Consider the following 22837-nt stretch of genomic DNA (forward strand, 5'->3'; position numbering starts at 1 on the left):
ACACCGGGTTGACGGCCATCTCTTCATCACGGTCTTAGCTTACCAGTTGGTGCAAATCATTCGTCGGCAATTGCAGGCACAAGGCATCAAGGCGCACTGGCGCAGTTTGCGTGATATTTTGTCCGTACAACAGCGGGTGACTGCCTTTTTCCGGTGTGCCGATGGCCGCAGGCTACACGTACGGAGCCGGAACTGGCCGCTATCTACCAGGCGCTAAACTTAGATCCGCTAGCAGGAGGAGTTATCAAGACATACGTATAAGCTTGATGTAACAGAAAAAATCAAATGTAGTGCCTTACGATCATTTCTTGCCTTGTAACATCATGATTGTTATGGTTTTTTAAAATATGATGTTAAAGATGGGCTAGGTTAACAATCTTTTTTCGGCCTTCATGAGTAATGTAAGCAGCCTTGGCAAAAAGCTTATAGCGCAGTATTTTAAGGATAGTTGAATATCACTCTTACCTGACACTGCATCACTCCTTAGTATCACCTGGCGAAACAAACTCATCACATTGTAAGCCAGCATCACTATCAGTAAAGCAGCTTCAGTCGCTCAGAAATCTCTGAGATTAAAGTCTCTCTCCGCCAAAATTATATTTCAGTTCCTTGATGCGGTTCTCGCAATCAGCACGGTCACGATATAAACACCACAGTTCTGCCGCAGGTAAATTCATATCCGTGACCAGCACACTATAGCAGTAGCAAGCAAAAACCGGATCATCTGCAAATAAAGACAATGTCTTGCCCTTGGCATCAGGACACTCATCAATCTTTTGTCGAATACCCACCACCCGCCTCGGTTTCTCCCAGCTTGGCGCCTGCTAGAAAATTTCCCTAATGGAAAATCTGCGTTTATTTCTAATGACGTATGCGATAATTAATAATCTAGCAAAGAAATGCACTGCCTATGTTCAGAACAATTGAAGATTTTGTTGGTAATACGCCATTAGTAAAACTTAAGCGTATACCCGAAAAGACAACTAATACCATTCTAGCCAAGCTTGAAGGGAATAATCCGGCAGGTTCAGTTAAAGATCGGCCAGCGCTTTCCATGATTATGCACGCGCAAAAGCGTGGTGATATAAAACCAGGTGATACCTTAGTTGAGGCCACTAGTGGTAATACGGGTATTGCATTGGCAATGGCGGCAGCAATGATGAATTATCGTATGATCCTTGTTATGCCGGAGAATCTGAGTATTGAGCGCCGACAAGTAATGAGTGCATTTGGTGCGGAAATCATATTAACTCCTAAAGAGGGGGGCATGGAAAAGGCGCGGGATATCGCTGAGATAATGCGTAAGGAAGGCAGGGGCGTTATTCTTGATCAGTTTGCTAATCCCGATAATCCATTGGCACATTATGAGGGGACGGCCCCTGAGATTTGGCGTGAAACTGGCGGAAAAATAACCCATTTTGTAAGTAGCATGGGTACTACAGGAACGATTATGGGGTGTGCTCGATATTTTTTAGAAAAGAAATCAACTATTGAAATTATTGGTGTACAACCAGAAGAAGGATCCCAGATTCCGGGTATTCGTAAGTGGTCGGAAGATTACTTGCCGAAAATATATGACCCCAGACAGTTGAATCGTATCATGCTGGTTTCACAGCATGAAGCTGAAGCGATGACACGGCGGCTGGCACGCGAAGAGGGAATCTTTACAGGTATCTCATCTGGTGGTGCGTTAGCTGCAGCGCTTAAAATTTCTGCAGAGGTAGAAGATGCAGTAATTGTTTTTATTGCATGCGATCGAGGTGATCGTTATTTATCTACCGGGATTTTTAATTAACGTGAGTTCGGTATAAAAATCATTACACCACGGCTGGAAGAGCCTGGGATAATCTAATATTAAGGGAAGGCTTCTTCTCGCGGGTCTTTCCCCTGGCAGCAAGCGCTGTCATCATTTTATGTGACCAGATGCGGCGATTGCGACATACACTGATCTTGGTCGAATCAATGAAGCTCATCCCACGGCAGCGCCCAAAACGGCTGATCAGAAAACAGCTCAAGGGCACCGGCGTTACCTTGCAACAGCTCAACAAAGCGATTGTAGCTCACCAGTCCTGGAAAATAAGACCGCTCATTCCTCAATGCCTGATTCAGGCAATAGTCCTTAGTCCGGTAGCCCGACAGATGGAACCCCACCACGATCGTCATGACTTCACTAAGACACAGCTCCCTCGTCGCCGACGCGGCTTTAGCGAGGATTTCAGCAAGTGCTACTCCCACCACGACTCAAACTCCTGGCAAAAGTCGTCAGTCGCACAAAAAATCGCTATAGTATCCATCGGAATCTGATTCCTCTCGTGATGAAGCTCTTTCCTAAAATCGTTTCGTCATAAGGAATTCGGATTCCTTTTACAGCTTTTCTTACGTCGAACACACGTTAAATTACTCAAAAAGATTGATAATGCCGTCCAGTCCCACAAAATTAATTGAATAAGTTGATTTTTCCCGTAGGATGGGCTTGGCATGGTAAGCAATACCGATGCCGGCTGATTCCAGCATTCTTAGATCATTTGCGCCATCACCAATAGCAATAACCTGTTCTTTTCTGAGACCTAACTCATCTTGTATGCGCTTTAGCGCTTCAGCTTTTCCTTCTGCACCGATAATCTTGCCAACTACCTGGCCAGTTAGTTTTTTATCCTTGACTTCCAGTGTGTTTGCAAAGGCAAAATCTAAGCCTAGCTTTGCTTTGATCTTATCAGTAAAGAATGTATAACCGCCGGAGATCACCATGGTTTTGAGACCCGCCATTTGCATATGCTGCAGCATTTTCTCCGCGCCAGGATTTAATTTAACCTTTTCGTCATAAACTTTTTGTAGCGCTTCTTGCGGCAATCCTTCCATAAGTGCCGTGCGACGAATCAGGCTCTCGGCAAAATCAATCTCACCTCGCATGGTGCTCTGTGTGATTTCCGCAACTTGTGGTTTGACATTGCACATGCCAGCCATTTCATCAATCGATTCAATGGCGATCAGTGTTGAATCCATATCCATTGCAACCAACCCAAAATTGGCTGCCTTTGTTCCAATCGGAACAAAAGCATAATCGAGTTGTACTTCAGCGCAGTATTCGGGAATATCGGGGTGTGACCTGGCATTTACCAAACGGAACGCTTGTTTGGTAACACGCTCAATATGGCTGGCTTGTGCAAGTTTTGCAAGTGCCCTAAGGTCGCTGTTTTCAATATCTAATCCTTGGATGATGAGGTTCATGGAGTATCTCGTTATTATTAATTATGGTCTTGGTGTGAATTGGAGCAAGCGCAAAGCAAAGCGCTCCAGATGCACTGGATTTTTATAGACAGGGGTTTGAATAAATGCTCGTTTTAATTCGAAACCGATTTTAAGATAGAGATTCTACTACAGTTAAGCGATATTGCTTATTTTGACTTTATGCAATAAGTGCAGCGATAATCCATGCAGGTTTATTTCTGAATTTCTTTCGTCTTAGAGAATACTTAAACAAGGAGTAGAAAGTGGATTTTGCAATCAAATTCGGCACCTCAGAAAAACAGCGTGGAGCCTGTGTTGTGGTAGGTATATTTGAATCACGCAAATTGACCGAGCCAGCTAAAATTTTGGATGATACTTCAAAAGGCTACATCAGTAATATCTTGCGTCAGGGTGATATGGAGGGTAAAGCAAATACAACTTTGCTATTACATGGCGTTCCCGATATTCCAAGTAAGCGGGTGATGTTGGTTGGATTAGGCAAAGAAAAGGATTTTAATGACAAGGCATATCAGCTTGCTGTTTCAACGACATTCAAGGCGCTACATCAAACAGGTGCTGCAGACGCTACCCTCTTTCTGGCAGATATTCCATTAAAACAGCGGAATATTGCGTGGAAAATTACCCAGACTATTATTATCGCGACGGAAAGTGCTTATCGTTTTGATCGCCTCAAAAGTAAGCCGGAAAAAGAATCTTCAATACTTGACAAGGCTACGATATATGTAAACGACCAAGCATCGTTGCTAGTCGGAGAGAAGGCTCTCCAGCAGGGTCTCGCTATCGCACGTGGTATGAGTGTCGCCAAAGATCTTGGTAATCTGGCGCCCAATATCTGCACACCGACATATCTTGCGGAGCAAGCCAAAGAAATGGCTAAGCTTTATAAGCTCAAAGTTTCTGTTTTAGAGCAGAAAGACATGGAGAAGCTTGGCATGGGTGCTTTTCTCGCGGTAGCTCGCGGCAGCCATCAACCGGCTAAACTCATTGCGCTGGAGTATCGCGGTTTGGCAAAAATGGAGAAACCTATTGTGCTGGTAGGTAAAGGGGTGACTTTTGATACAGGCGGAATTTCATTGAAGCCGCCTGCAGAGATGGATGAGATGAAATTTGATATGAGTGGTGCGGCCAGTGTTTTCGGTACCCTGACTGCGGCGGCGGAAATGAAGCTCCCTCTCAATATTGTCGGTATCATTCCTGCAACTGAGAATATGCCGGGTGGTAATGCTACAAAACCCGGAGATGTGGTAACGAGCATGTCTGGACGCACGATCGAGATTCTAAATACGGACGCTGAGGGGCGGCTTATTTTATGCGATGCGCTGACGTATGCAGAGCGGTATAAGCCAGATGTTGTTATTGATATCGCAACGCTTACTGGCGCTTGTGTGATCGCTTTGGGGCATATGGCGTCAGGCTTAATGAGTAATAATGATCAGCTGGCCGAGGAATTGTTGCAGGCTTCCGAATTATCGTCGGATCGCGCCTGGCGATTACCGATGTGGGATGATTATCAGGAATTGTTGAAGAGCAACTTTGCGGATATGGCAAATATTGGTGGGCGTTCAGCAGGAACAATTACGGCTGCTTGTTTTTTGTCGCGCTTTACAGAAAAATATTCATGGGCACATCTCGATATTGCAGGTACGGCCTGGAAGAACGGTAAAGAGAAAGGATCTACTGGTCGTCCGGTGCCGCTTTTGACGCAATTTCTGCTTTCACGTGCGAAAGCATAAAGCTGAGCATGGATGGATGGAGGGAGGGATGATGCAGTGTGGGAAGTACTGGAGCTTTAACGAAGATGATTGTGGTGATGGATTTAGCGCTTAAACGATGACGCAAATTGATTTTTATTCAGGAGCGTCTGATAAATTACTGGTTGCATGTCGTTTGAGTGCAAAAGTGGTTCAACAAGCGCTCAGAATGATGATTTATATACCGGATTCATTGCTTCTGGATCGATTTGATAAATTGCTTTGGACATTTTCTCCCATCAGCTTTGTTCCGCATTGTCACGTTGGGGACAGGTTAGCTGACGTGACAGCGGTGATATTAAGCGGAAATAGTGAGGAAACTCAGCGGATTGAACATCATGAAGTCCTGCTTAACTTGCATGATGAAGTGCCACCATATTATGATCAGTTTCAAAGAGTGATTGAAGTTGTGGGGGATGAACCTAATGACAAGATTGCTGCTCGTAAACGTTATCGTTTTTATCAGGAACAGGGTTTTGGTGTGCGTCACCATAGGCTGGATCAGAATCAGGATTGAACCAGACCATAACGATTCTTTCTGTCTCATTTCACTATGGGTGATCATTCCGAGATGCCGTCCGAGATTGATGATGAAATCTTGCTGAATAAGTTGGATATTGTATTGCTGCGATATCGGAAGGAGTCTTCTGCATTGATTCATCCCAAAGAAGCAGTATCCCCATTTCCAGCTTCTTCTCAAGTTGTGGGGCGGCAATCGGAAAATATACCGGCATCAGCAAATCAGGCGATTCCGACATTGACCGAGAAATGCTCATTGCCCTCAGTAAACTGGCCGGTAGAATTCGATGTTTCCCTGTTACTTTGTTATGCATTCGATGCGGCACTTAGGGAAACTCAAATCAAATTAAGTCCAACGGATCGGCTGGCGTTGCTTCAAGCATTATCACGACGCTTGCCTAAAAACCTGTAAGTCTAATAGCCTTGCTATCAGCGGTAATGCCTTCCGATATAATGGCAGATTTTTTCTTGCTAAATTTAACAGACTAATTTCCATGGAACTTGCAAAAAGTTTTGATCCAAAGCTCATCGAAGCGCGCTGGTACTCAGAGTGGGAGTCATCAGGTTATTTCAGACCAACAAATGAAAAAGGTGCTGCCGCTTACTGCATTGTGCTGCCCCCTCCTAATGTCACCGGTACCCTGCATATGGGGCATGCGTTTCAGCATACTCTAATGGATGCGTTGATTCGTTATCATCGTATGCTGGGTGATAATACATTATGGCAGCCAGGTACCGATCATGCGGGTATTGCAACGCAAATAGTCGTCGAGCGCCAGTTGGATCAAGAAAATATTGATCGGCGAGAGCTCGGACGCGAGGCGTTTCTCAAGCGTGTCTGGAAGTGGAAGGAGGAATCGGGTTCAATCATTACGCGTCAGATGCGGCGAATGGGTGCTTCTTGCGACTGGTCGCGCGAGCGTTTTACTATGGATGAAATGCTTTCCCAGGCAGTGACAGAGGTATTTGTACGGTTATATCGAGAAGGATTGATTTATCGTGGCAAGCGTCTGGTTAACTGGGATCCCGTGCTGCAAACAGCGGTATCTGATCTGGAAGTCGTCTCGGCAGAAGAAACTGGCTCACTCTGGCATATTTGTTATCCATTTGAGCAGGATACAAGCGCTACATTGCAGGAGGGCGGGTTGGTTGTTGCGACAACGCGGCCAGAAACTATGTTGGGTGACATGGCGGTTGCTGTCCATCCAGAAGATGAACGCTACCGGCATCTGATCGGACGGCATCTGCGATTACCCCTCAGTGAGCGTACGATCCCCATTATTGCGGATGATTATGTTGATCCAACATTCGGTACAGGATGTGTGAAAATTACGCCGGCACACGATTTTAACGATTATCAGGTCGGATTACGTCATAAGCTGGTTCCGCTTAATATTTTTACGCTTGATGGAAAAATCAGCGAATTTGCTCCGGCTGAATATCAAGGAATGGATCGTTTTGAGGCGAGGAAAAGGATAATTAGCGATCTGGAAGCACAGGGGTTGCTGGTCGAAACGCGCTCTCACAAGCTGATGGTACCCCGGGGAGACCGTACTCAAACTGTTATTGAGCCCATGCTGACCGATCAGTGGTATGTGGCTATGGAGGGGATGGCCAAACGTGGCTTGGAGGCGGTGGCGAGTGGTGAAGTTCGTTTCACGCCAGAAAATTGGACGCATGTTTACAACCAGTGGTTGGAAAGTATCCAGGATTGGTGTATTTCTCGGCAATTATGGTGGGGTCACCGAATTACAGCATGGTATGACGAGGATGGCAATGTCACGGTTGCGCACAATCTTGAAGAGGCGCGGCAGCTATCAGGTAAGGAAAGTCTCAGGCAAGATGAAGATGTGCTTGATACCTGGTTTTCTTCTGCATTATGGCCATTTTCCACGCTGGGATGGCCACAACAGACAGACGAACTCAAGACCTTTTTACCGACTTCGGTGCTGGTGACCGGGTTTGACATCATTTTTTTCTGGGTTGCGCGTATGGTCATGATGTCACTTCATTTTACTGGAAAGGTGCCATTCAGGGAGGTTTATGTGACCGGATTAATCCGTGATTCGGAAGGTCAAAAGATGAGTAAATCCAAGGGAAATGTGCTGGACCCTCTCGATCTGATCGATGGTATTTTGCTGCCGGAATTGGTCAAAAAGCGTACTATCGGTTTGATGAACCCCAAGCAGGCTGAATCAATCGAGAAAAATACACGCAAGCAATTCCCGCAGGGTATACCTGCGTTTGGTACCGATGCGCTGCGCTTTACTTTCGCGAGCTTAGCTTCACATGGGCGCGATATTAAATTTGATTTGCAGCGATGCGAAGGTTACCGAAATTTCTGTAATAAGTTATGGAATGCAACTCGTTTTGTACTCATGAACTGTGAGGGGAAAGATACCGGCTTGGATGATACGTTACCTCTGGCATTTTCTCATGCGGATAAATGGATTATCGGTCGATTGCAACAGGCTGAACACAGTGTAGCGCAAGCTTTTAATGGTTACCGTTTTGATTTGGCTGCACGCGAGATCTACGAGTTTATCTGGGATGAGTACTGCGATTGGTATGTAGAGTTTGCTAAGGTTCAATTAAATTTTGGTAGTGATGCTGAACAACGTACTACCCGCCGGGTCTTGGTGCGAGTGCTCGAAACTGCGCTTAGGTTGGCGCATCCTGTAATTCCGTTTGTTACTGAGGAGTTATGGCAGAAAATTGCACCACTGGCAGGTAAACAAGGCAAAAGCATCATCTGTCAACCTTACCCACGGGCCGATCTTACACGCATTGACGAGGAGGTCAGTAGTCGTATTGCGTTGCTCAAAGAAATCATTAATGCGTGTCGTGGATTACGTGGCGAAATGAAGTTATCTCCAGCAGCGAGAATTCCCTTGCTAATTGAGGGTAATCAATCTGCGTTGGCAGGTTTTTCTGCTTATTTGATAGCATTGGCTAAGTTATCTAATGTGGAAATTATGCCGAATGGGTTCCCGGATGCGGATGCGGATGTGTCGATCGCTGTCGTTGGAGAGTTTCGATTGCTGCTTAAAATTGAAATAGATGTGTCGACAGAGCGCGAGCGACTCCAAAAAGAAATTCTTCGCTTGGAAGCCGAGATCGGCAAGGCAAGAGCAAAACTTGATAATCCGGATTTTGTACAACGCGCGCCAGAAAAAGTGGTTACTCAGGAGAGGGGTCGTTTGGCAGGTTTTAATACAATGTTGTCTAAGTTGATAGAACAATTGCAAAGACTTAATTAGTCTTTGGAGTATGCATTCCTTGTTTTAAGAAAGAAAGCTACTAAATGCCAACGGCTGTGTGAGGAAAGCTGGAAAATTGCTTGATTGAGATAAATTGATAATTACTTAAATGGACGAGATCAGTGGAGAAAATGCAAACCATCGAGAAGAAGCGCCAGGGTGGATTGTTGATGGCGATGATGTGGCTGACAACTGTGAGTACTTCACTGTGTGCCGAAAAATCGGGCCTCCAAAGCTTACTTACTGAGGGCCGAATTATCTCTCATATGGGATTTGATATGGATGGATTATATGATCCATTTATCTTTCATGCGCTGCCTTACCCTGGGTACTTGTTTTATAGTCCATGCTATCCTTTCGTGACTTGTGCGGCTTTCCATCAATACCGGTTAATTATGAAGCGCAAGCAAAGGTTGCAAAGACTTCGTGAGCGGAGCGAGCGACGGGCATCGGGAAGATCATTTATAGGCCGACAGCGCGCAGAGTCTTATCAAATGAATGAAAATGAAATTCTTCCTGGATTCAGGGGTTATAGTCAAATCCGACCTGAGTATAAAGGTATTGGCGATTATTTACCTGAGTTCTCAGAAAAAGGGACTTCAGCAGTAGGGAAATAGGATTGTTTTCTTTTTTCACTGGTCTAGTGTAGAGCTTACTAGTTTAATTAATATTTATTTATCCTATTAATGAAAATTTCAAGGGATGTAAAGATTTTCTAGTATTAGATTTTATCTTGGCTTACATCCATTTTCTTCCTTTTTTCGTGGTGCGGGATAAGAGTAAGGGAAGTCATCAGAATGAATAAATAAATGGGCGGACCTTCTTCTTTCTCGCAAAAAAGGAAGACTTTCTTTTGCGAGAAAGAAGGGGAAATTAAAAATCCCCACATTTGAAACAGGGGAATTTTTCTATAAGAATCATGATTTTCCCTTGTGAGTACAAAACTGACATGCTAGAATTATTAGCAGTATTATTGGGTAAGTTAGTGGCAATAAAAACTATTAGAGATTTGTATAAATTTAGGTTGTGAAGTAATTTGCAGTTAGGTGGTTTATGCGTCCATTTGCATTTGTATCAAATGGGCGCGATTTTTTAGTATGTGAAATTAGACAAAATTAGTAATTTATGTGGGGGGGAATATGAGCAGTAAATCAGTAATGACCCTGGTAGGGTCGGTAGCTCTTGCTTTTTACTCAAGTATGGCGTTTTCCAGTAAATATAATTTTCAGGAACCGCAATCTGTAATTGCTCAAGATATCTATGATCAGCATATTTGGGCATTATGGATTTGTTTGGCAATTTTTGTTGGTGTTTTTGGTGTAATGTTTTATTCGATTGTGAAGCACCGCAAGTCAGTTGGTTACAAGGCTGCAAATTTTCACCACAGCACTACTGTGGAGGTTATCTGGACGACCATTCCACTTTTGATTCTGGTTGCTATGGCATATCCGGCCACCAAAACGGTTATTGCGATGAAGGATACTTCTGCGTCTGATATCACTATTAAGGCAACAGGCTATCAGTGGATGTGGGGTTACGATTATCTTCAGGGAGAGGGTGAGGGGATCAGTTTCTACAGTAAATTATCCACGCCACCTGCTCAAGTGACAAATAAAGAGCCTAAGGGGGAGAATTATCTGCTAGAAGTGGACAATAATCTGGTTGTTCCTGTGGGTAAGAAAATCCGAGTAATTACTACGGCCAATGATGTTCTTCATGCGTGGTGGGTGCCTGCTTTTGGAGTCAAGCAAGATGCTATTCCAGGATTTATTCGCGATCTGTGGTTTACGGCAGATAAGCCTGGTTTGTACCGTGGCCAATGTGCCGAGCTTTGTGGCAAGGATCATGGATTTATGCCGATAGTAGTTGAGGTTCTGGAACAAGAAAAATATGCGCAATGGGTTGCTGACAAGCAAAAAGCATCAGCGGCAGTAGTGACAACGGCTGCGGTTGGGAATTAATATTTCGATGTTTAGAGATGTAAATTCAGAAAACAAGAGTGGTAAGCACTAAGGAGAATAGTCATGGCAGTAGTTCAAGATGTACACGGTCATCACGACCATCATCCCAGTGGGATAATGCGCTGGGTAACAACAACCAATCATAAAGATATTGGCACGATGTATCTGTGGTTCAGTTTTGCCATGTTTTTGACTGGTGGTTTTCTGGCTATGGGGATTCGCGCAGAATTATTCATGCCAGGTATTCAAATATTGGAGCCAGAGCTTTTTAATTCATTTACGACACTTCATGGTCTGATTATGGTTTTTGGCGCGATCATGCCTGCATTTGTTGGTCTGGCTAACTGGCAGGTGCCTATGATGATAGGTGCGCCGGATATGGCATTTGCGCGTATGAATAACTGGAGTTTTTGGTTATTGCCAGTGGCTGGCTCATTATTGATATCTTCATTCTTTGTGCCTGGTGGCGCTGCGGCAGGCGGCTGGACATTTTATCCGCCACTTTCTGCGCAAGGTGGCTTGGGTGTAGACATGATGATTTTTGCTATACATATTTTAGGTGCTTCCTCAATTATGGGTGCAATTAACATTATTACCACCATTCTTAACATGCGTGCGCCGGGCATGACATTGATGAAGATGCCAATGTTTGTTTGGACCTGGTTGATTACTGCGTATCTGCTGGTGCTGGTGATGCCTGTTCTGGCTGGTACGGTAACGATGCTTCTGACCGATCGTCATTTTGGCACCAGTTTCTTTAATGCGGCGGGCGGGGGTGATCCGGTTCTGTTTCAACACGTTTTCTGGTTCTTTGGACATCCTGAAGTCTATATCATGATTCTGCCGGCTTTTGGTATTGTGTCAGAAATTATTCCGACATTTTCTCGTAAACCGTTGTTTGGTTACTCATCAATGGTATATGCAACCGCATCAATTGCTATTCTGTCTTGCGTAGTATGGGCGCATCACATGTTCACCGTGGGAATGCCTGCAGTAGGTCAGTTATTTTTTATGTATGCTACCATGCTGATTGCAGTGCCCACTGGTGTGAAGGTGTTTAACTGGACTGCTACAATGTGGCGGGGATCAATGACCTTTGAAACGCCAATGCTATTTTCAATTGGCTTTATCTTTCTGTTTGTGATTGGCGGTTTCAGCGGAGTAGTTTGTGCGATCGTGCCGATAGATATTCAAGTACAAGATACCTATTATGTGATTGCGCACTTTCATTATGTGTTGGTATCGGGTGCGTTATTTGCAATATTTGCAGGGGTTTATTACTGGCTGCCGAAGTGGTGTGGGCGGATGTACGATGAAAAGCTGGCTAAGATGCATTTCTGGTTATCCATGATTTTCTTTAACGTTGCATTCTTCGTGCAGCATTTTCTCGGATTGGCCGGTATGCCGCGCAGAATCCCGGATTATTCACTGCAGTTTGCTGATTTCAACATGATTTCTAGTATCGGAGCATTTGGATTTGGATTGTCGCAGCTGCTTTTCCTTTATATTGTGATTAAATGTATCCGTGGGGGTGAAAAGGCAGCCGATAAACCATGGGATGGTGGAACCACATTAGAATGGACATTGCCTTCGCCAGCGCCTTATCACAGCTTCGAAACGCCGCCAGTAATTAAATAAAGCGAAGCAGTGTATATGTCGCAAGGTAATAGTAATAGGGATCTAAAGCGTAAAAAACTAAAGACTGCTTTTTTATTGCTAATCCTGATGGCTGTAATATATATTTTAACGGTGATAATGAAACAATGACACAGAGCGTAACTAAGACCAATACTAATGTAGCCATGCTGAAGAAGTTACTGGTTTTTACAGTGGTAATGTTTGGTTTTGGTTACGCGCTTGTTCCTATGTACGAGAGGTTTTGTGAAGTAACCGGAATAAATAATCTGTTGCAGCCAGATGTGCTGGATAAAAATATTAAAGTAGATATGACGCGTATGATTGCAATAGAACTAGACGCAAATGTACGTGGCATGCCCTGGAAATTTAAACCATTGCAAGCCAGCGTTAAAATACATCCAGGTGAGTCAATAGAAGTAATGTATGAAATCAGGAATGACTCAGATCAAGAAATTAGTGGCCAAGCAATACCAAGTTACAGCCCACGTCTCTTGGAAAAGTATTTGAAGAAATTCGAATGCTTTTGCTTTACAAAGCAGGTGCTTAAACCTGGTGAAGTAAGACAGATGCCAGTAAAGTTTGTTATTGATCCTCAAATACCTGTTGATATTAATACTGTAACTATTTCCTATACTTTTTTTGCGCTAGAGCCAGGGATGTAGAAGGTAAGTTAGATAATTGGCGGTGAGGAAAATTAATGCATAACAAACAACAGATCCCTGAGAGGGCGTCAGCATTACAAGTAGCAAAGGCGGTGTTCTGGGCATTTCTAGGCATACGTAAGAAAAGCGATCTTGATCATGATGCGAGAAGGATAAGTCCAATGCAGGTAGTTATTGGTGGTCTTATTGGTGGAATAATTTTTGTTGTGAGTATTTTGACGTTGGTTAAATTAATAACGAATTAATTGATTAGAAAATAAATCAGGAGGATTGGTATGAGTCAAGGAACTGGACACTACTACTATGTGCCGTCACCATCAAAATGGCCAATTGTAGGATCATCTGCACTATTCTTTTTAGGATTTGGCGCAGCCCTTACAATGAATAAAATGCCTGCGGGCTATTATATGCTTGCGATAGGTTTTGCTATTCTCATTTATATGCTTTTTGGCTGGTTCGGTGATGTGGCGCGAGAAAGCGAAGCTGGTAGTTATGGTAAGCTGGAAGATAAGTCATTTCGTTGGGGAATGAGTTGGTTTATCTTCTCAGAAGTAATGTTTTTTGCGGCTTTTTTTGGCGCACTTTATTACATGCGGGTATTATCAGTTCCATGGCTCGCTGACGTGGAACACGACTTGCTATGGCCTAATTTTGCCGGTGGATGGCCAACTGCAGGGCCCGGTATTACGGAGCAATTTACCCCGATGGGTGCTTGGGGTTTGCCAGCCTTTAATACCTTTTTATTACTTACTTCCGGTGTGACAGTAACGCTTGCTCATTGGGCTCTTAAGCAAAATAATCGACCAGCGCTCAAGATGTGGCTTCTTGCTACCGTTGCGTTAGGGGCTCTTTTCCTTGGATGCCAAATATATGAATATGGTCACGCATACGCTGATCTCAATCTGAAATTAACTTCAGGTGCGTATGGCTCGACATTTTTTATGTTAACGGGTTTCCATGGGTTCCATGTAACTGTGGGTACCACCATGTTATTGGTCATCTATTTTAGATGTGCAGCAGGACATTTCACGCCGGAGCATCATTTTGGTTTTGAAGGTGTCGCTTGGTATTGGCACTTTGTTGATGTAGTCTGGCTTGGATTATTTATATTCGTTTATTTGCTATAAGCAGAATTTGAGCCAATAGTTAATCATTTCCAGGCTCTTGATTTCTAAATAAAGATGTCAAGATGCTTGGAAATCGAGCCTGCTAGCCTTAATATTAAAAAACAGCAAGCTAAATTGTATAACCATTCGAGGTATGAGTGATAAGTTAAAGATATGAATTATCAATTCAAACCGAAATGGTGGGTGATTTTATTAACAATAGCCTTAGCTTTAATATTCGTTCGACTTGGGTTATGGCAACTCTCGCGTGCGAATGAAAAAGAATTGCGCCAAGAAAGAATTGAGCAATATGCCCGAGAACCGGTTATAAAATTACCAACAACATTAATTAAATTAGAAGATTTTCAGTATCGACAAGTTGAGGTGCGAGGCAGTTTTATAGAGGACCATGCAATTTATCTAGATAATAAAATTTACCAGGGGGTTGCAGGTTACGAAATTCTTGTCCCAATTAAAATCGCAAATAGCTCTCTGCATATTTTAGTCAATCGTGGATGGATTGCTGCTGGAACTGACCGCTTGCAACTTCCGGCTGTTTATTTTCCTAGAGGAGAAGTGACTGTAACTGGTATGGTTGCATCGCCTATGATTAAAGCAGTGCAACTCTCAGAGGAAATCACAGCGGATAAGCTTTGGATAAATTTAGATTTTGAACTTTATCAAAAAGTAACAGGACTTGCTCTGCAACCAATCCTTTTGCTGCAACAAGACAATCATATAGATGATGGGTTGATACGTCAGTGGGTTAGGCCAGATTCTGGCGCTTCTAAGAATATCGGCTATGCAATTCAATGGTTCCTCTTAGCTGCAACAATCTGTATTATATTTTTGATATTAAATGTCAAACGAAATAGCTCGAAAAAATAGAATTAAATTCCTCATAATGACGTTACTGATGCTGTCTCCGGTCATTGCATCTTATCTGTTTCATGTGCTTGAAATTCGTCCAGAGGGTACTGTCAATTATGGTGAATTATTAGAAATAAAAGCCTTGCAAGGCCAAGCGCTAAACATTGAGAATAACACCATCTTTCGTGTACGCCAAATACGAGGAAAATGGTCATTGATCACTATTGATTCTGGTCAATGTGATGAGTATTGCCAAAAGAAACTTTATCAAATGAGGCAAGTTCGTCTGGTTCAAAATACTGAAAAAGATCGAATTGAAAGAGTATGGTTAATTGATGATTATCATCTTCCTAATCAAAATCTTAAAAATGAATACGAAGGTACAGTAATGCTAAGTGCAAAGGATAGTGATTTATTGAGCGAATTCCCTGCCGTACTTTCGCAGCGTGATCACATTTATGTGGTTGATCCAATGGGAAATTTAATGATGAGATTTCCAAGGGATGCTAACCCTACTAAAATCTCTAAGGATTTAAAGCATTTATTAAAGCTTTCTCATTTTGAACATTAAGCTTGTTATGTATGTTAGTGGTAAAGGTATACATAACGAGAGTATGTAATTTAAAGAATTTAGATCTAACCTAAGTGTTTTGGAGGTGCATATATAATGAGTGCTAGTTTAGTATGGCGGCAAACAACATCGAGAATTAATCAATTTTATCGGCTTACAAAACCACGCGTAGTATCCCTAATAGTTTTTACAGCTGTAATTGGTATGTTTTTAGCTGTTCCCGGTGCGGTGCCATTAGATGTTCTATTTTTTGGAACACTAGGGATAGCTTTGGTTGCTGGCGCAGCTGCTGCGCTAAATTGTCTAGTGGAGCAAAAGTTTGATGCAGTAATGGCGCGAACTCGTGGACGTCCACTTCCTCAAGGTAAAGTCAGTGTTCCAGAAACATTATTTTTCTTGGGATTGATAGGTGGTTTGGGCTTGTTCATACTTCATCAATGGGTAAACCCGTTAACAATGTGGCTTACACTTGGGACATTTGTTGGCTATGCAATTATTTATACTGTAATACTTAAGCCGCTGACCCCTCAAAATATTGTTATAGGTGGAGCATCTGGCGCAATGCCTCCTGTTTTAGGATGGGCTGCAGTAACTGGTCAAATTTCTCCGGATGCACTACTGTTATTTTTAATCATTTTTGCATGGACGCCTCCTCATTTCTGGGCATTAGCGTTATATAGAAAAACCGAATATGCACAGATTGGAATGCCTATGCTTCCTGTCACTCATGGTGATAATTTCACTCGCCTCCATGTGCTATTGTATACAATCATACTTTGTATAGTTACGGTACTTCCTTATATTTCCCAGATGAGTGGATTGATTTATTTGATCAGCGCATTGGTATTGGATGGAATTTTTCTTTACTACGCTTTGCAAATTTATCTCAGATACAGTGATCAGCTTGCGCGCACTACGTTCAAATATTCGATTCTTTATCTAGCTCTTTTATTTGTAGCTCTCCTTGTAGATCATTACTATTATTTCTGAAGTAACTTTCTGAAGTAACAATTTGACGACAAAAAACCCATCTTGGTAGATGGGTTTTTTATTTCATGGAAATAATTTCCCTGGATTGAGGATGTCATTAGGATCAAATAGATGTTTGATTTTTTTCATTAAAGCTAATGTTGGGGTATCAATTTCCTTGTGAATGTAAGCACGCTTCTCGCTTCCAATACCATGTTCACCAGAGAGAGTTCCATTAAGTCGAATGACAAGATCAAATATTTCATTCAAACATTTCTCAGCGCGATGAATTTCTTCCATATTATCTGGATCGATGAGCAGGTTGACATGAATATTGCCATTACCAGCGTGCCCGAAATTTACATTCGCAATCTGATATTGGCTAGCAAGCTTGGCTAGCTCGCTTAAAAATTGAGGTAATGTATTTATCGGTACTACGACATCCTCATTAATTTTCTTTGGTGCAATGTCACGTAAAAGTGGTGATAAAGCCTTTCTGGCTTTCCATAAATTTTCTGGATTGGCTATCCGCTCTGCGTGCAATAATCCGGGATTACAACATGCCGATAAGATAGCATCAATGGTTTCTGAGATTTCATATTGAGACCCATCTACTTCGATCATTAGCATTGTTTGGGAGTTAGCAGGCAATAAATCTGGGAAGTGCCCACGTATTAAGTTTAATGAACCCGAATCAAGAAATTCTAATGCACTGGGTCCCTTTGGTGTACTCATAATCGATACAATAGCATCAGCACAACTACTGGTATCACGGTAATGCGCTACCAGACCACCTTGCATCTCAGGTAACGGGGTCAGTTTTAGTGTGGCTTCCGTAATGATAGCCAAAGTTCCTTCAGAACCAATGAGCAGCCGAGTGAGGTCGTATCCAACGACTCCCTTTGTTGTATAGCAGCCTGTCTTAATTATCTCGCCTTCCCCCGTTACTGCTTTTAATCCCAATACGTGATCACGCGTTGTACCATATTTCACAGCATGAGGACCGCCAGCACATGTAGCGAGGTTTCCTCCAATACTTGAAAAGCCTGCGCTTGAAGGGTCAGGAGGCCAAAAGAAGCCATATGGTTTGACTGCATTCTGTATTTCCTGATTCAACACTCCTGGTTCTGCAACAATGACTCGGTTTGCGGAATCAACACTGATGATTTGCACCATTCGCTCTAATGATAGCGCAACCCCCCCCCTTTCCGGCAGGCTACCCCCTGATGTGCCTGTACCTCGCCCGCGAGGCGTTAGAGAAACTTTATATGCATTGCAAAGTAAAACTACTGATAACACTTCTTCAGACGTAAGCGGAAAGACAACTGCTTCCGGTGGGAAAATTTTCCTACTATTATCGTAGGCGTATGTATAACATTCAACAGGGTCAGTATAAATTCGCTCGGCAGGGAATAGCTTATGAAGTTGAGCGACAAAATCTAAAGGCAGCATTTACATTACTAGTTGATGATCAGTAGTGTTAATTTAAATATTCGAATACTTTAACGACTTTTCTTGCCCCTGCTGTAGTGCTGGCAATTTGTGCTGCACTGTCTCCTTCTTGGCGTGTAACAAGCCCAAGTAAATATACGATGCTATTTTCAGTAACTACTTTCACGTAATTAATTTGAAACTTTCTTTCACTCAGAAAGCGTCCTTTAACTTTAGATGTGATCAGAGAGTCATTGGTACGTACAGATAAAGCAGTTTTTTCGGATATAGAAATTTCATTGAAAACATTACGAACATTATCAACACTCATAGCGAGCTTTTCTGCTTCACTTTTCATAGATTCATTCGGGACCTCTCCAGTCAAGAGTACGTTTCGGTTAAAACTGGTAACATTAATACGAGCATCACGACCGAGCTGCTCGTTAATTCTCCTGTTTGTTTTGAGTTCTATCGATTGGTCTTCTATAAAAATACCACTGCTTCGGCGATCTTCGTTCATCAAAGCGCCTGTTCCAGTTCCTACACCTACGCCAGCAACCATGAGGGGTACACAGCCACTCAGGATAGATAGCAGTAAGACCAATGGCAAGGGATAGTATTTTGAGTAATTCATTAGTTTCGCTTAGGCTTTAGGTATAAATAAATTTATTCTTGATATTACAGTAAAATAGCTTTAGAAATTTTACTAATAATATTGAATTTTTTCTGAATAAATAACATAAATTTACATTCGATTATAGCTTATCAGTCGGCAATAATGGTTTTATAGGGCATGGCTATAAAAAGTAAATAAAATTTGATCCAATTCATTGAAATTGATGTGACGAAGGCTGACTTATATCTTCCATATACGCTAAAAAGCATTTGATTGAGAAATATTCATAGGAATATAAAATGACGCTATCTTTATCTACTGCGAAAGAGAAAACCAAAATCCTTGCGGAAGCGCTCCCTTATATACGACGCTTCCATAATAAGACAATCGTCATCAAATATGGTGGCAATGCTATGGTTGAAGAAGATCTCAAGCAAGGCTTTGCACGTGATGTCGTGTTATTAAAATTGGTTGGTATGAATCCCGTTATCGTTCACGGAGGCGGGCCTCAGATCGATCAGATGCTAAAGCGTGTTGGAAAAGAAGGTGTCTTTATTCAAGGAATGAGAGTAACCGATGCTGAAACCATGGATGTCGTAGAGATGGTGCTCGGTGGGTTGGTCAATAAGGAAATTGTAAATCTTATTAACCGTCATGGTGGCCGCGCGGTGGGTCTGACTGGTAAAGATGGCGCTTTTATTCGAGCAAGAAAAATGCTTATCCAAGATAAAGAAAAAGTGGGAGAATGGATCAGTATCGGCCAAGTGGGCGAAATTGAACAAATCGATCCTTCCCTCATCGCGTTACTCGATACGCGTGATTTTATTCCTGTGATAGCACCGATTGGTGTGGGTGAAGATGGCCAATCCTACAATATCAACGCGGATCTGGTCGCAGGTAAGCTAGCTGAGATTTTGAAAGCTGAGAAACTGATACTCCTTACTAACACACCTGGGGTGTTAGACAAAAACGGCAATCTACTCACTGGACTGACTGCTACAAAGGTCGATGAATTATTTGCAGATGGAACCATTTCGGGTGGAATGTTGCCAAAAATCGGCTCGGCACTCGATGCAGTAAAAAATGGCGTCAAATCCTGCCATATCATCGATGGGCGAGTAGCGCATGCACTTTTACTGGAAATACTGACTGACGAAGGGGTAGGCACGTTAATTAAAGAAGATTAAAGGTTCTCAATCCTTTTCTTTGATTCTTCTGCTAAAAAACTCAAAAAGATAGGCCACCAGCTTTGCCGGTATTTGACTTTTCCCTGATCAAACTATTTCCTTTTTACAGTATTCTGGATTCCTCCTGGTAGGTTGCATGTAGCATAATGCGGATATGAAAATCGTCCGAAATGGTATGTAGAATCCATACTATATTTTTCTACTTGTTGATTATACTCATCACACTCCAAAATTCGGCAGCTATACCTTCTCCCGCTGGGAGAAGGCTGGATGAGGGATTATAAAAACCGAACTTTGAAGTATGATGAGTATAGATCAATTATTTTGAGGCGTTCCGCTTCCATGCAGTAGAGCCTCAATTTAATTCAATCGTTCTTATGACGGTCGTGCTGATAACGTCCGATCAATTCTGTATACAGAATAATATGACCTTGCATGGCTTTTTCCAGTTCCAGTTTAGTAGGGTGTTTCAAATCAGGTAGTACAGTATCTAGCGCATAAAGCTTATGGAAATAGCGATGAATGCCTATTGGGGGGCAGGGCCCGCCATAACCGGTGCGCTTCCAGTCATTAATTCCTTGTAAAGTTCCTGTTGGCAGTTCATTTGCGGCAACATTTTCAGGCAGACCATTAGCCTGTGGAGGGATGTTGTATAGTACCCAATGCACCCACGTCATTTTGGGAGCAGCAGGATCGGGTGCATCCGGGTCATCGACGATCAGAACGAGGCTCTTGGTGCGATCGGGTATTCCTGACCATAAAAGGGCTGGTGAAATATCTTGGCTGTCACAGGTGTATGAGGCAGGAATCATACCATTATGGGAAAAGGAGGAGGATGTCAGTGTAAGGGTCATAATATTTTCCTTATTAATTTGAGCCGTGCTCATTTCTGCACGGCTAGTTTGAATAGGAATAAAGATAAGCGTGATCGTGAATACTATTACCAGATGGAAAAGACAAATACAACCAATACTTCCTGGATTATTTTTACGATAATATTTCATATTCTTGCCTTCTCTTTACAAGCTATCAATCATCTTGTTTTTATAGCGCATGTATGAGCAAAGGAAAAGAAATTATTAATCTGAAAAAGGAGGATTTGAATCCTGGCCGGGTTTTGGAGGAAAATGATTTTTTAAGTCCACCCGATTTGGTAGCGAGACTGGGTGGAAGCTATGCCGCAAAGCTTGGAATTAATCTCCATAGCTTAAATCCTGATGAAATTTACAAATGGTTTATAGCTGCTGTACTCTATGGTGCGCCTATTCCGGGAAGTATTGCTACCCGTGCCTGGCACATATTTGCAGATAGTGACATCCTGATGCCAGAGAGAATGATAGACAGTGGCTGGGACAAGCTTGTTGCCCTTCTCGATCAGGGGGGATATGTGCGCTATGATTATAAAACGGCAACCAAACTACTCGATATAAATCGTGCTTTGCTTGAACGCTATGATGGAAATTTTAATATCCTTCATGCGGCTGCTATTGATTCCGGTGATCTGGCACGGCGCATCATGGAATTGGGTAAAGGAATAGGTAAGGTAACTACTTATATTTTCTTGCGCGAGTTGCGTGGCAAGTGGCAAAAAGCAGACCCGCCTTTTTCATCACTCGCATTCACAGCGGCTCAGATGCTTGGTTATCTTCCTAATAATATCAACAATGATTCTGGTGAGATAATTGCCTATTTACAAGGTCTATGGGAGAAGTACGAGATGGCGGCAGAAAGTTTTTGTGATTTTGAAGCGGCATTGATTAGGAAAGGGTTGGACATTCGCCGCCATACAGTCCGTAATCAAGCAATCAGGCTGAAAGACCGTCATTTACATAGCGGATAGCTCCAAGGCGGAATGGGATAAGGAATCGGGGTATTTTTATTTGCGATGACTGAATATCAGTGCGGCAATTTCTACACCCAAGCCAAGACTAAGAAGAATCACGCCAACCCAAGCATTTTCTGGTGCCAGTAAGATAAGTATACCTCCCAAAATGAATAGTGAGATGGATAAAATCCGTTTGATACGAGGGTTCCTGATCATAACTATTGCTCCCTATCATGCTGAAAAATTTTATATATGTTTACAGCTACTTTGAATTCCCAGCTATTTTCTGAATACTTGAAGAAAAAAGTTTATCAAGATTAATATAGAGTGAATTCTATACCAATTAGTGCTTTTGTACGTTCATAGCGCGCCCGGAATTTGTTTTGCAGGGGTTGAAAATAAAATGAGTATGCCTATATTAAGACTAGTGCTCATTGTTTCTTATATGATCAATGATGAGTATCAAAGCGCTTTTCGGAATTTATAGACATCAGGAAATAAGAAGCGCTAATGGAAAATGTCAGGGTAAAGCTAAAAATTTTCTCAAAGGCATTTTCTGAATGTAAGAATCTTGTCGCAAGATGAGGTAGGCAAGTATGCTGCAAGGAAATTCCTTGGAGATACCCAGACTTAAAGGTACTTTTATACTTTTATTGTGATATGGAGATTATTAAATGGCTATTACTCGTTATGAACCTTGGGGATTATTGACTCAGCTTCAGAAAGAACTAGAGCAGATGCGAGGTGATGTAGCAAGAGAAGGTTCCTCTGCTACGGCAGAGTGGGTTCCGGCTGTGGATATCAAGGAGGCATCTGATAAGTTTGTGTTGCATGCTGATCTGCCTGGAGTCAAGCCAGAGGAAATAGATATCAGTATGGAGAATGGGGTATTGACGATTAAGGGTGAGAAGAAAACCGAAGCTAAGACTGAAAAAGAGGGCTACAAACGTGTTGAGAGAACATATGGCTCTTTTTATCGGCGCTTTAGTCTGCCAGATACAGCAAACCCCGACGCAATCTCAGCTGTTTCTAAACATGGCGTGCTGGAGATTGTTATTCCTAAACGGGAATCGGTTCAGCCGAAGAAGATTAGTGTAACATCACCTGAGTAATGAGATGGAGCCTTCGGGCTCCATTCTTTTCGGAATGACTGGAATAAAAAACATCCCTGTAAAATAATTATTTTACTGAGTCCTCCAATTCATGAAAGAATTGCGCGCTT

Annotated in this window: 26 protein-coding genes; 18 read left to right on the top strand and 8 right to left on the bottom strand. The window is 42.5% G+C overall.

Annotation, left to right across the window (positions count from 1 at the left end):
* Positions 1-217, top strand: a 217-nt coding sequence (locus BLP80_RS15895) for a hypothetical protein (RefSeq protein ID WP_218120396.1), incomplete at its 5' end; no start/stop codon positions are given.
* 355 nt (positions 218-572) lie between these two features.
* Here the strand turns inward: BLP80_RS15895 and BLP80_RS06335 are convergent.
* Positions 573-791: a hypothetical protein gene (locus BLP80_RS06335; RefSeq protein WP_176754292.1), complete on the bottom strand. Its 219-nt coding sequence runs from the start codon at positions 789-791 to the stop codon at positions 573-575.
* A 119-nt stretch (positions 792-910) separates the two neighbouring features.
* Between BLP80_RS06335 and cysM the strand changes: the two genes are divergently transcribed.
* Positions 911-1795 (top strand): cysteine synthase CysM, encoded by an 885-nt coding sequence (gene cysM / locus BLP80_RS06340; protein WP_090541459.1) that lies wholly within the window; start codon positions 911-913, stop codon positions 1793-1795.
* Positions 1796-1817: 22 nt separating this feature from the next.
* Here the strand turns inward: cysM and BLP80_RS16610 are convergent, their stop codons facing one another.
* The 3 genes from BLP80_RS16610 to serB all read right to left on the bottom strand — a co-directional run bounded on the left by BLP80_RS16610 (position 1818) and on the right by serB (position 3228).
* Entirely contained in the window at positions 1818-1973 is a 156-nt protein-coding gene (locus BLP80_RS16610; protein WP_090541462.1) for a transposase, read from the bottom strand.
* Positions 1960-2238 carry a hypothetical protein gene (locus tag BLP80_RS06350; RefSeq protein ID WP_090541464.1) on the bottom strand — a complete coding sequence of 93 codons (279 nt, stop codon included), beginning with the start codon at positions 2236-2238 and terminating at the stop codon, positions 1960-1962. The genes BLP80_RS16610 and BLP80_RS06350 overlap by 14 nt, the downstream gene beginning before the upstream one ends.
* 159 nt (positions 2239-2397) lie before the next feature.
* Positions 2398-3228 (bottom strand): phosphoserine phosphatase SerB, encoded by an 831-nt coding sequence (serB, locus tag BLP80_RS06355; protein ID WP_090541466.1) that lies wholly within the window; start codon positions 3226-3228, stop codon positions 2398-2400.
* 263 nt (positions 3229-3491) lie between these two features.
* On the opposite strand from serB, the gene BLP80_RS06360 reads away from it, so the two are divergent.
* From BLP80_RS06360 to cyoE, 13 genes are all read left to right on the top strand, one after another.
* Positions 3492-4982, top strand: coding sequence for a leucyl aminopeptidase (locus BLP80_RS06360; RefSeq protein ID WP_090541468.1), 1491 nt, complete (start codon positions 3492-3494; stop codon positions 4980-4982).
* 97 nt (positions 4983-5079) lie between these two features.
* Positions 5080-5517, top strand: coding sequence for a DNA polymerase III subunit chi (locus BLP80_RS06365; protein ID WP_090541470.1), 438 nt, complete (start codon positions 5080-5082; stop codon positions 5515-5517).
* Positions 5518-5553: 36 nt separating this feature from the next.
* Positions 5554-5931 (top strand): hypothetical protein, encoded by a 378-nt coding sequence (locus BLP80_RS06370; protein ID WP_090541472.1) that lies wholly within the window; start codon positions 5554-5556, stop codon positions 5929-5931.
* An 82-nt stretch (positions 5932-6013) separates the two neighbouring features.
* Positions 6014-8779: a valine--tRNA ligase gene (locus BLP80_RS06375; RefSeq protein ID WP_090541474.1), complete on the top strand. Its 2766-nt coding sequence runs from the start codon at positions 6014-6016 to the stop codon at positions 8777-8779.
* Positions 8780-8910: 131 nt separating this feature from the next.
* A complete protein-coding gene (locus tag BLP80_RS06380) occupies positions 8911-9396 on the top strand; it encodes a hypothetical protein (protein WP_090541476.1) in 486 nt (161 codons plus the stop codon).
* 522 nt (positions 9397-9918) lie between these two features.
* The gene (coxB, locus tag BLP80_RS06385) at positions 9919-10740 is read left to right on the top strand and encodes a cytochrome c oxidase subunit II (RefSeq protein WP_090541478.1); all 822 of its coding nucleotides are present in this window, start codon (positions 9919-9921) and stop codon (positions 10738-10740) included.
* 63 nt (positions 10741-10803) lie between these two features.
* Positions 10804-12378, top strand: a complete 1575-nt coding sequence (gene ctaD / locus BLP80_RS06390) for a cytochrome c oxidase subunit I (protein ID WP_090541480.1) — start codon at positions 10804-10806, stop codon at positions 12376-12378.
* A 125-nt stretch (positions 12379-12503) separates the two neighbouring features.
* The gene (locus BLP80_RS06395; protein WP_090541482.1) at positions 12504-13040 is read left to right on the top strand and encodes a cytochrome c oxidase assembly protein; all 537 of its coding nucleotides are present in this window, start codon (positions 12504-12506) and stop codon (positions 13038-13040) included.
* 35 nt (positions 13041-13075) lie between these two features.
* Positions 13076-13285: a DUF2970 domain-containing protein gene (locus BLP80_RS06400; RefSeq protein WP_090541484.1), complete on the top strand. Its 210-nt coding sequence runs from the start codon at positions 13076-13078 to the stop codon at positions 13283-13285.
* A 30-nt stretch (positions 13286-13315) separates the two neighbouring features.
* Entirely contained in the window at positions 13316-14167 is an 852-nt protein-coding gene (locus BLP80_RS06405; protein WP_090541486.1) for a cytochrome c oxidase subunit 3, read from the top strand.
* Positions 14168-14320: 153 nt separating this feature from the next.
* The gene (locus tag BLP80_RS06410; RefSeq protein ID WP_090541488.1) at positions 14321-15034 is read left to right on the top strand and encodes an SURF1 family protein; all 714 of its coding nucleotides are present in this window, start codon (positions 14321-14323) and stop codon (positions 15032-15034) included.
* Positions 15006-15587 carry an SCO family protein gene (locus BLP80_RS06415; protein WP_090541490.1) on the top strand — a complete coding sequence of 194 codons (582 nt, stop codon included), beginning with the start codon at positions 15006-15008 and terminating at the stop codon, positions 15585-15587. Before BLP80_RS06410 ends, BLP80_RS06415 begins: the two co-directional genes overlap by 29 nt.
* A gap of 96 nt (positions 15588-15683) precedes the next feature.
* Positions 15684-16577: a heme o synthase gene (gene cyoE, locus BLP80_RS06420; protein WP_090541492.1), complete on the top strand. Its 894-nt coding sequence runs from the start codon at positions 15684-15686 to the stop codon at positions 16575-16577.
* 63 nt (positions 16578-16640) lie between these two features.
* Here cyoE and BLP80_RS06425 read toward each other — a convergent pair whose 3' ends face one another.
* Positions 16641-18008, bottom strand: a complete 1368-nt coding sequence (locus BLP80_RS06425; protein WP_090541494.1) for an FAD-binding oxidoreductase — start codon at positions 18006-18008, stop codon at positions 16641-16643.
* Positions 18009-18036: 28 nt separating this feature from the next.
* Positions 18037-18549, bottom strand: a complete 513-nt coding sequence (locus tag BLP80_RS06430; protein ID WP_256324980.1) for a BON domain-containing protein — start codon at positions 18547-18549, stop codon at positions 18037-18039.
* A gap of 353 nt (positions 18550-18902) precedes the next feature.
* Between BLP80_RS06430 and argB the strand changes: the two genes are divergently transcribed.
* On the top strand, positions 18903-19790 hold the full coding sequence (argB, locus tag BLP80_RS06435; RefSeq protein ID WP_090541499.1) for an acetylglutamate kinase: 888 nt from the start codon (positions 18903-18905) through the stop codon (positions 19788-19790).
* A gap of 365 nt (positions 19791-20155) precedes the next feature.
* On the opposite strand, the gene BLP80_RS06440 is transcribed toward argB, so the two are convergent.
* Entirely contained in the window at positions 20156-20644 is a 489-nt protein-coding gene (locus BLP80_RS06440; protein ID WP_090541584.1) for a YbhB/YbcL family Raf kinase inhibitor-like protein, read from the bottom strand.
* Positions 20645-20847: 203 nt separating this feature from the next.
* On the opposite strand from BLP80_RS06440, the gene BLP80_RS06445 reads away from it, so the two are divergent.
* Complete coding sequence (locus BLP80_RS06445) at positions 20848-21630, top strand: hypothetical protein (protein WP_256324982.1); 783 nt, start codon at positions 20848-20850, stop codon at positions 21628-21630.
* A gap of 36 nt (positions 21631-21666) precedes the next feature.
* Here BLP80_RS06445 and BLP80_RS15610 read toward each other — a convergent pair whose 3' ends face one another.
* Entirely contained in the window at positions 21667-21831 is a 165-nt protein-coding gene (locus tag BLP80_RS15610) for a hypothetical protein (protein ID WP_176754293.1), read from the bottom strand.
* Between the two features lie 458 nt (positions 21832-22289).
* Between BLP80_RS15610 and BLP80_RS06450 the strand changes: the two genes are divergently transcribed.
* Entirely contained in the window at positions 22290-22727 is a 438-nt protein-coding gene (locus BLP80_RS06450; RefSeq protein ID WP_090541502.1) for an Hsp20/alpha crystallin family protein, read from the top strand.
* Positions 22728-22837 lie beyond the last annotated feature (110 nt).

Origin of the sequence: Nitrosomonas sp. Nm132 (assembly GCF_900100485.1) — a bacterium.
In the GTDB taxonomy this organism is placed as follows: domain Bacteria; phylum Pseudomonadota; class Gammaproteobacteria; order Burkholderiales; family Nitrosomonadaceae; genus Nitrosomonas.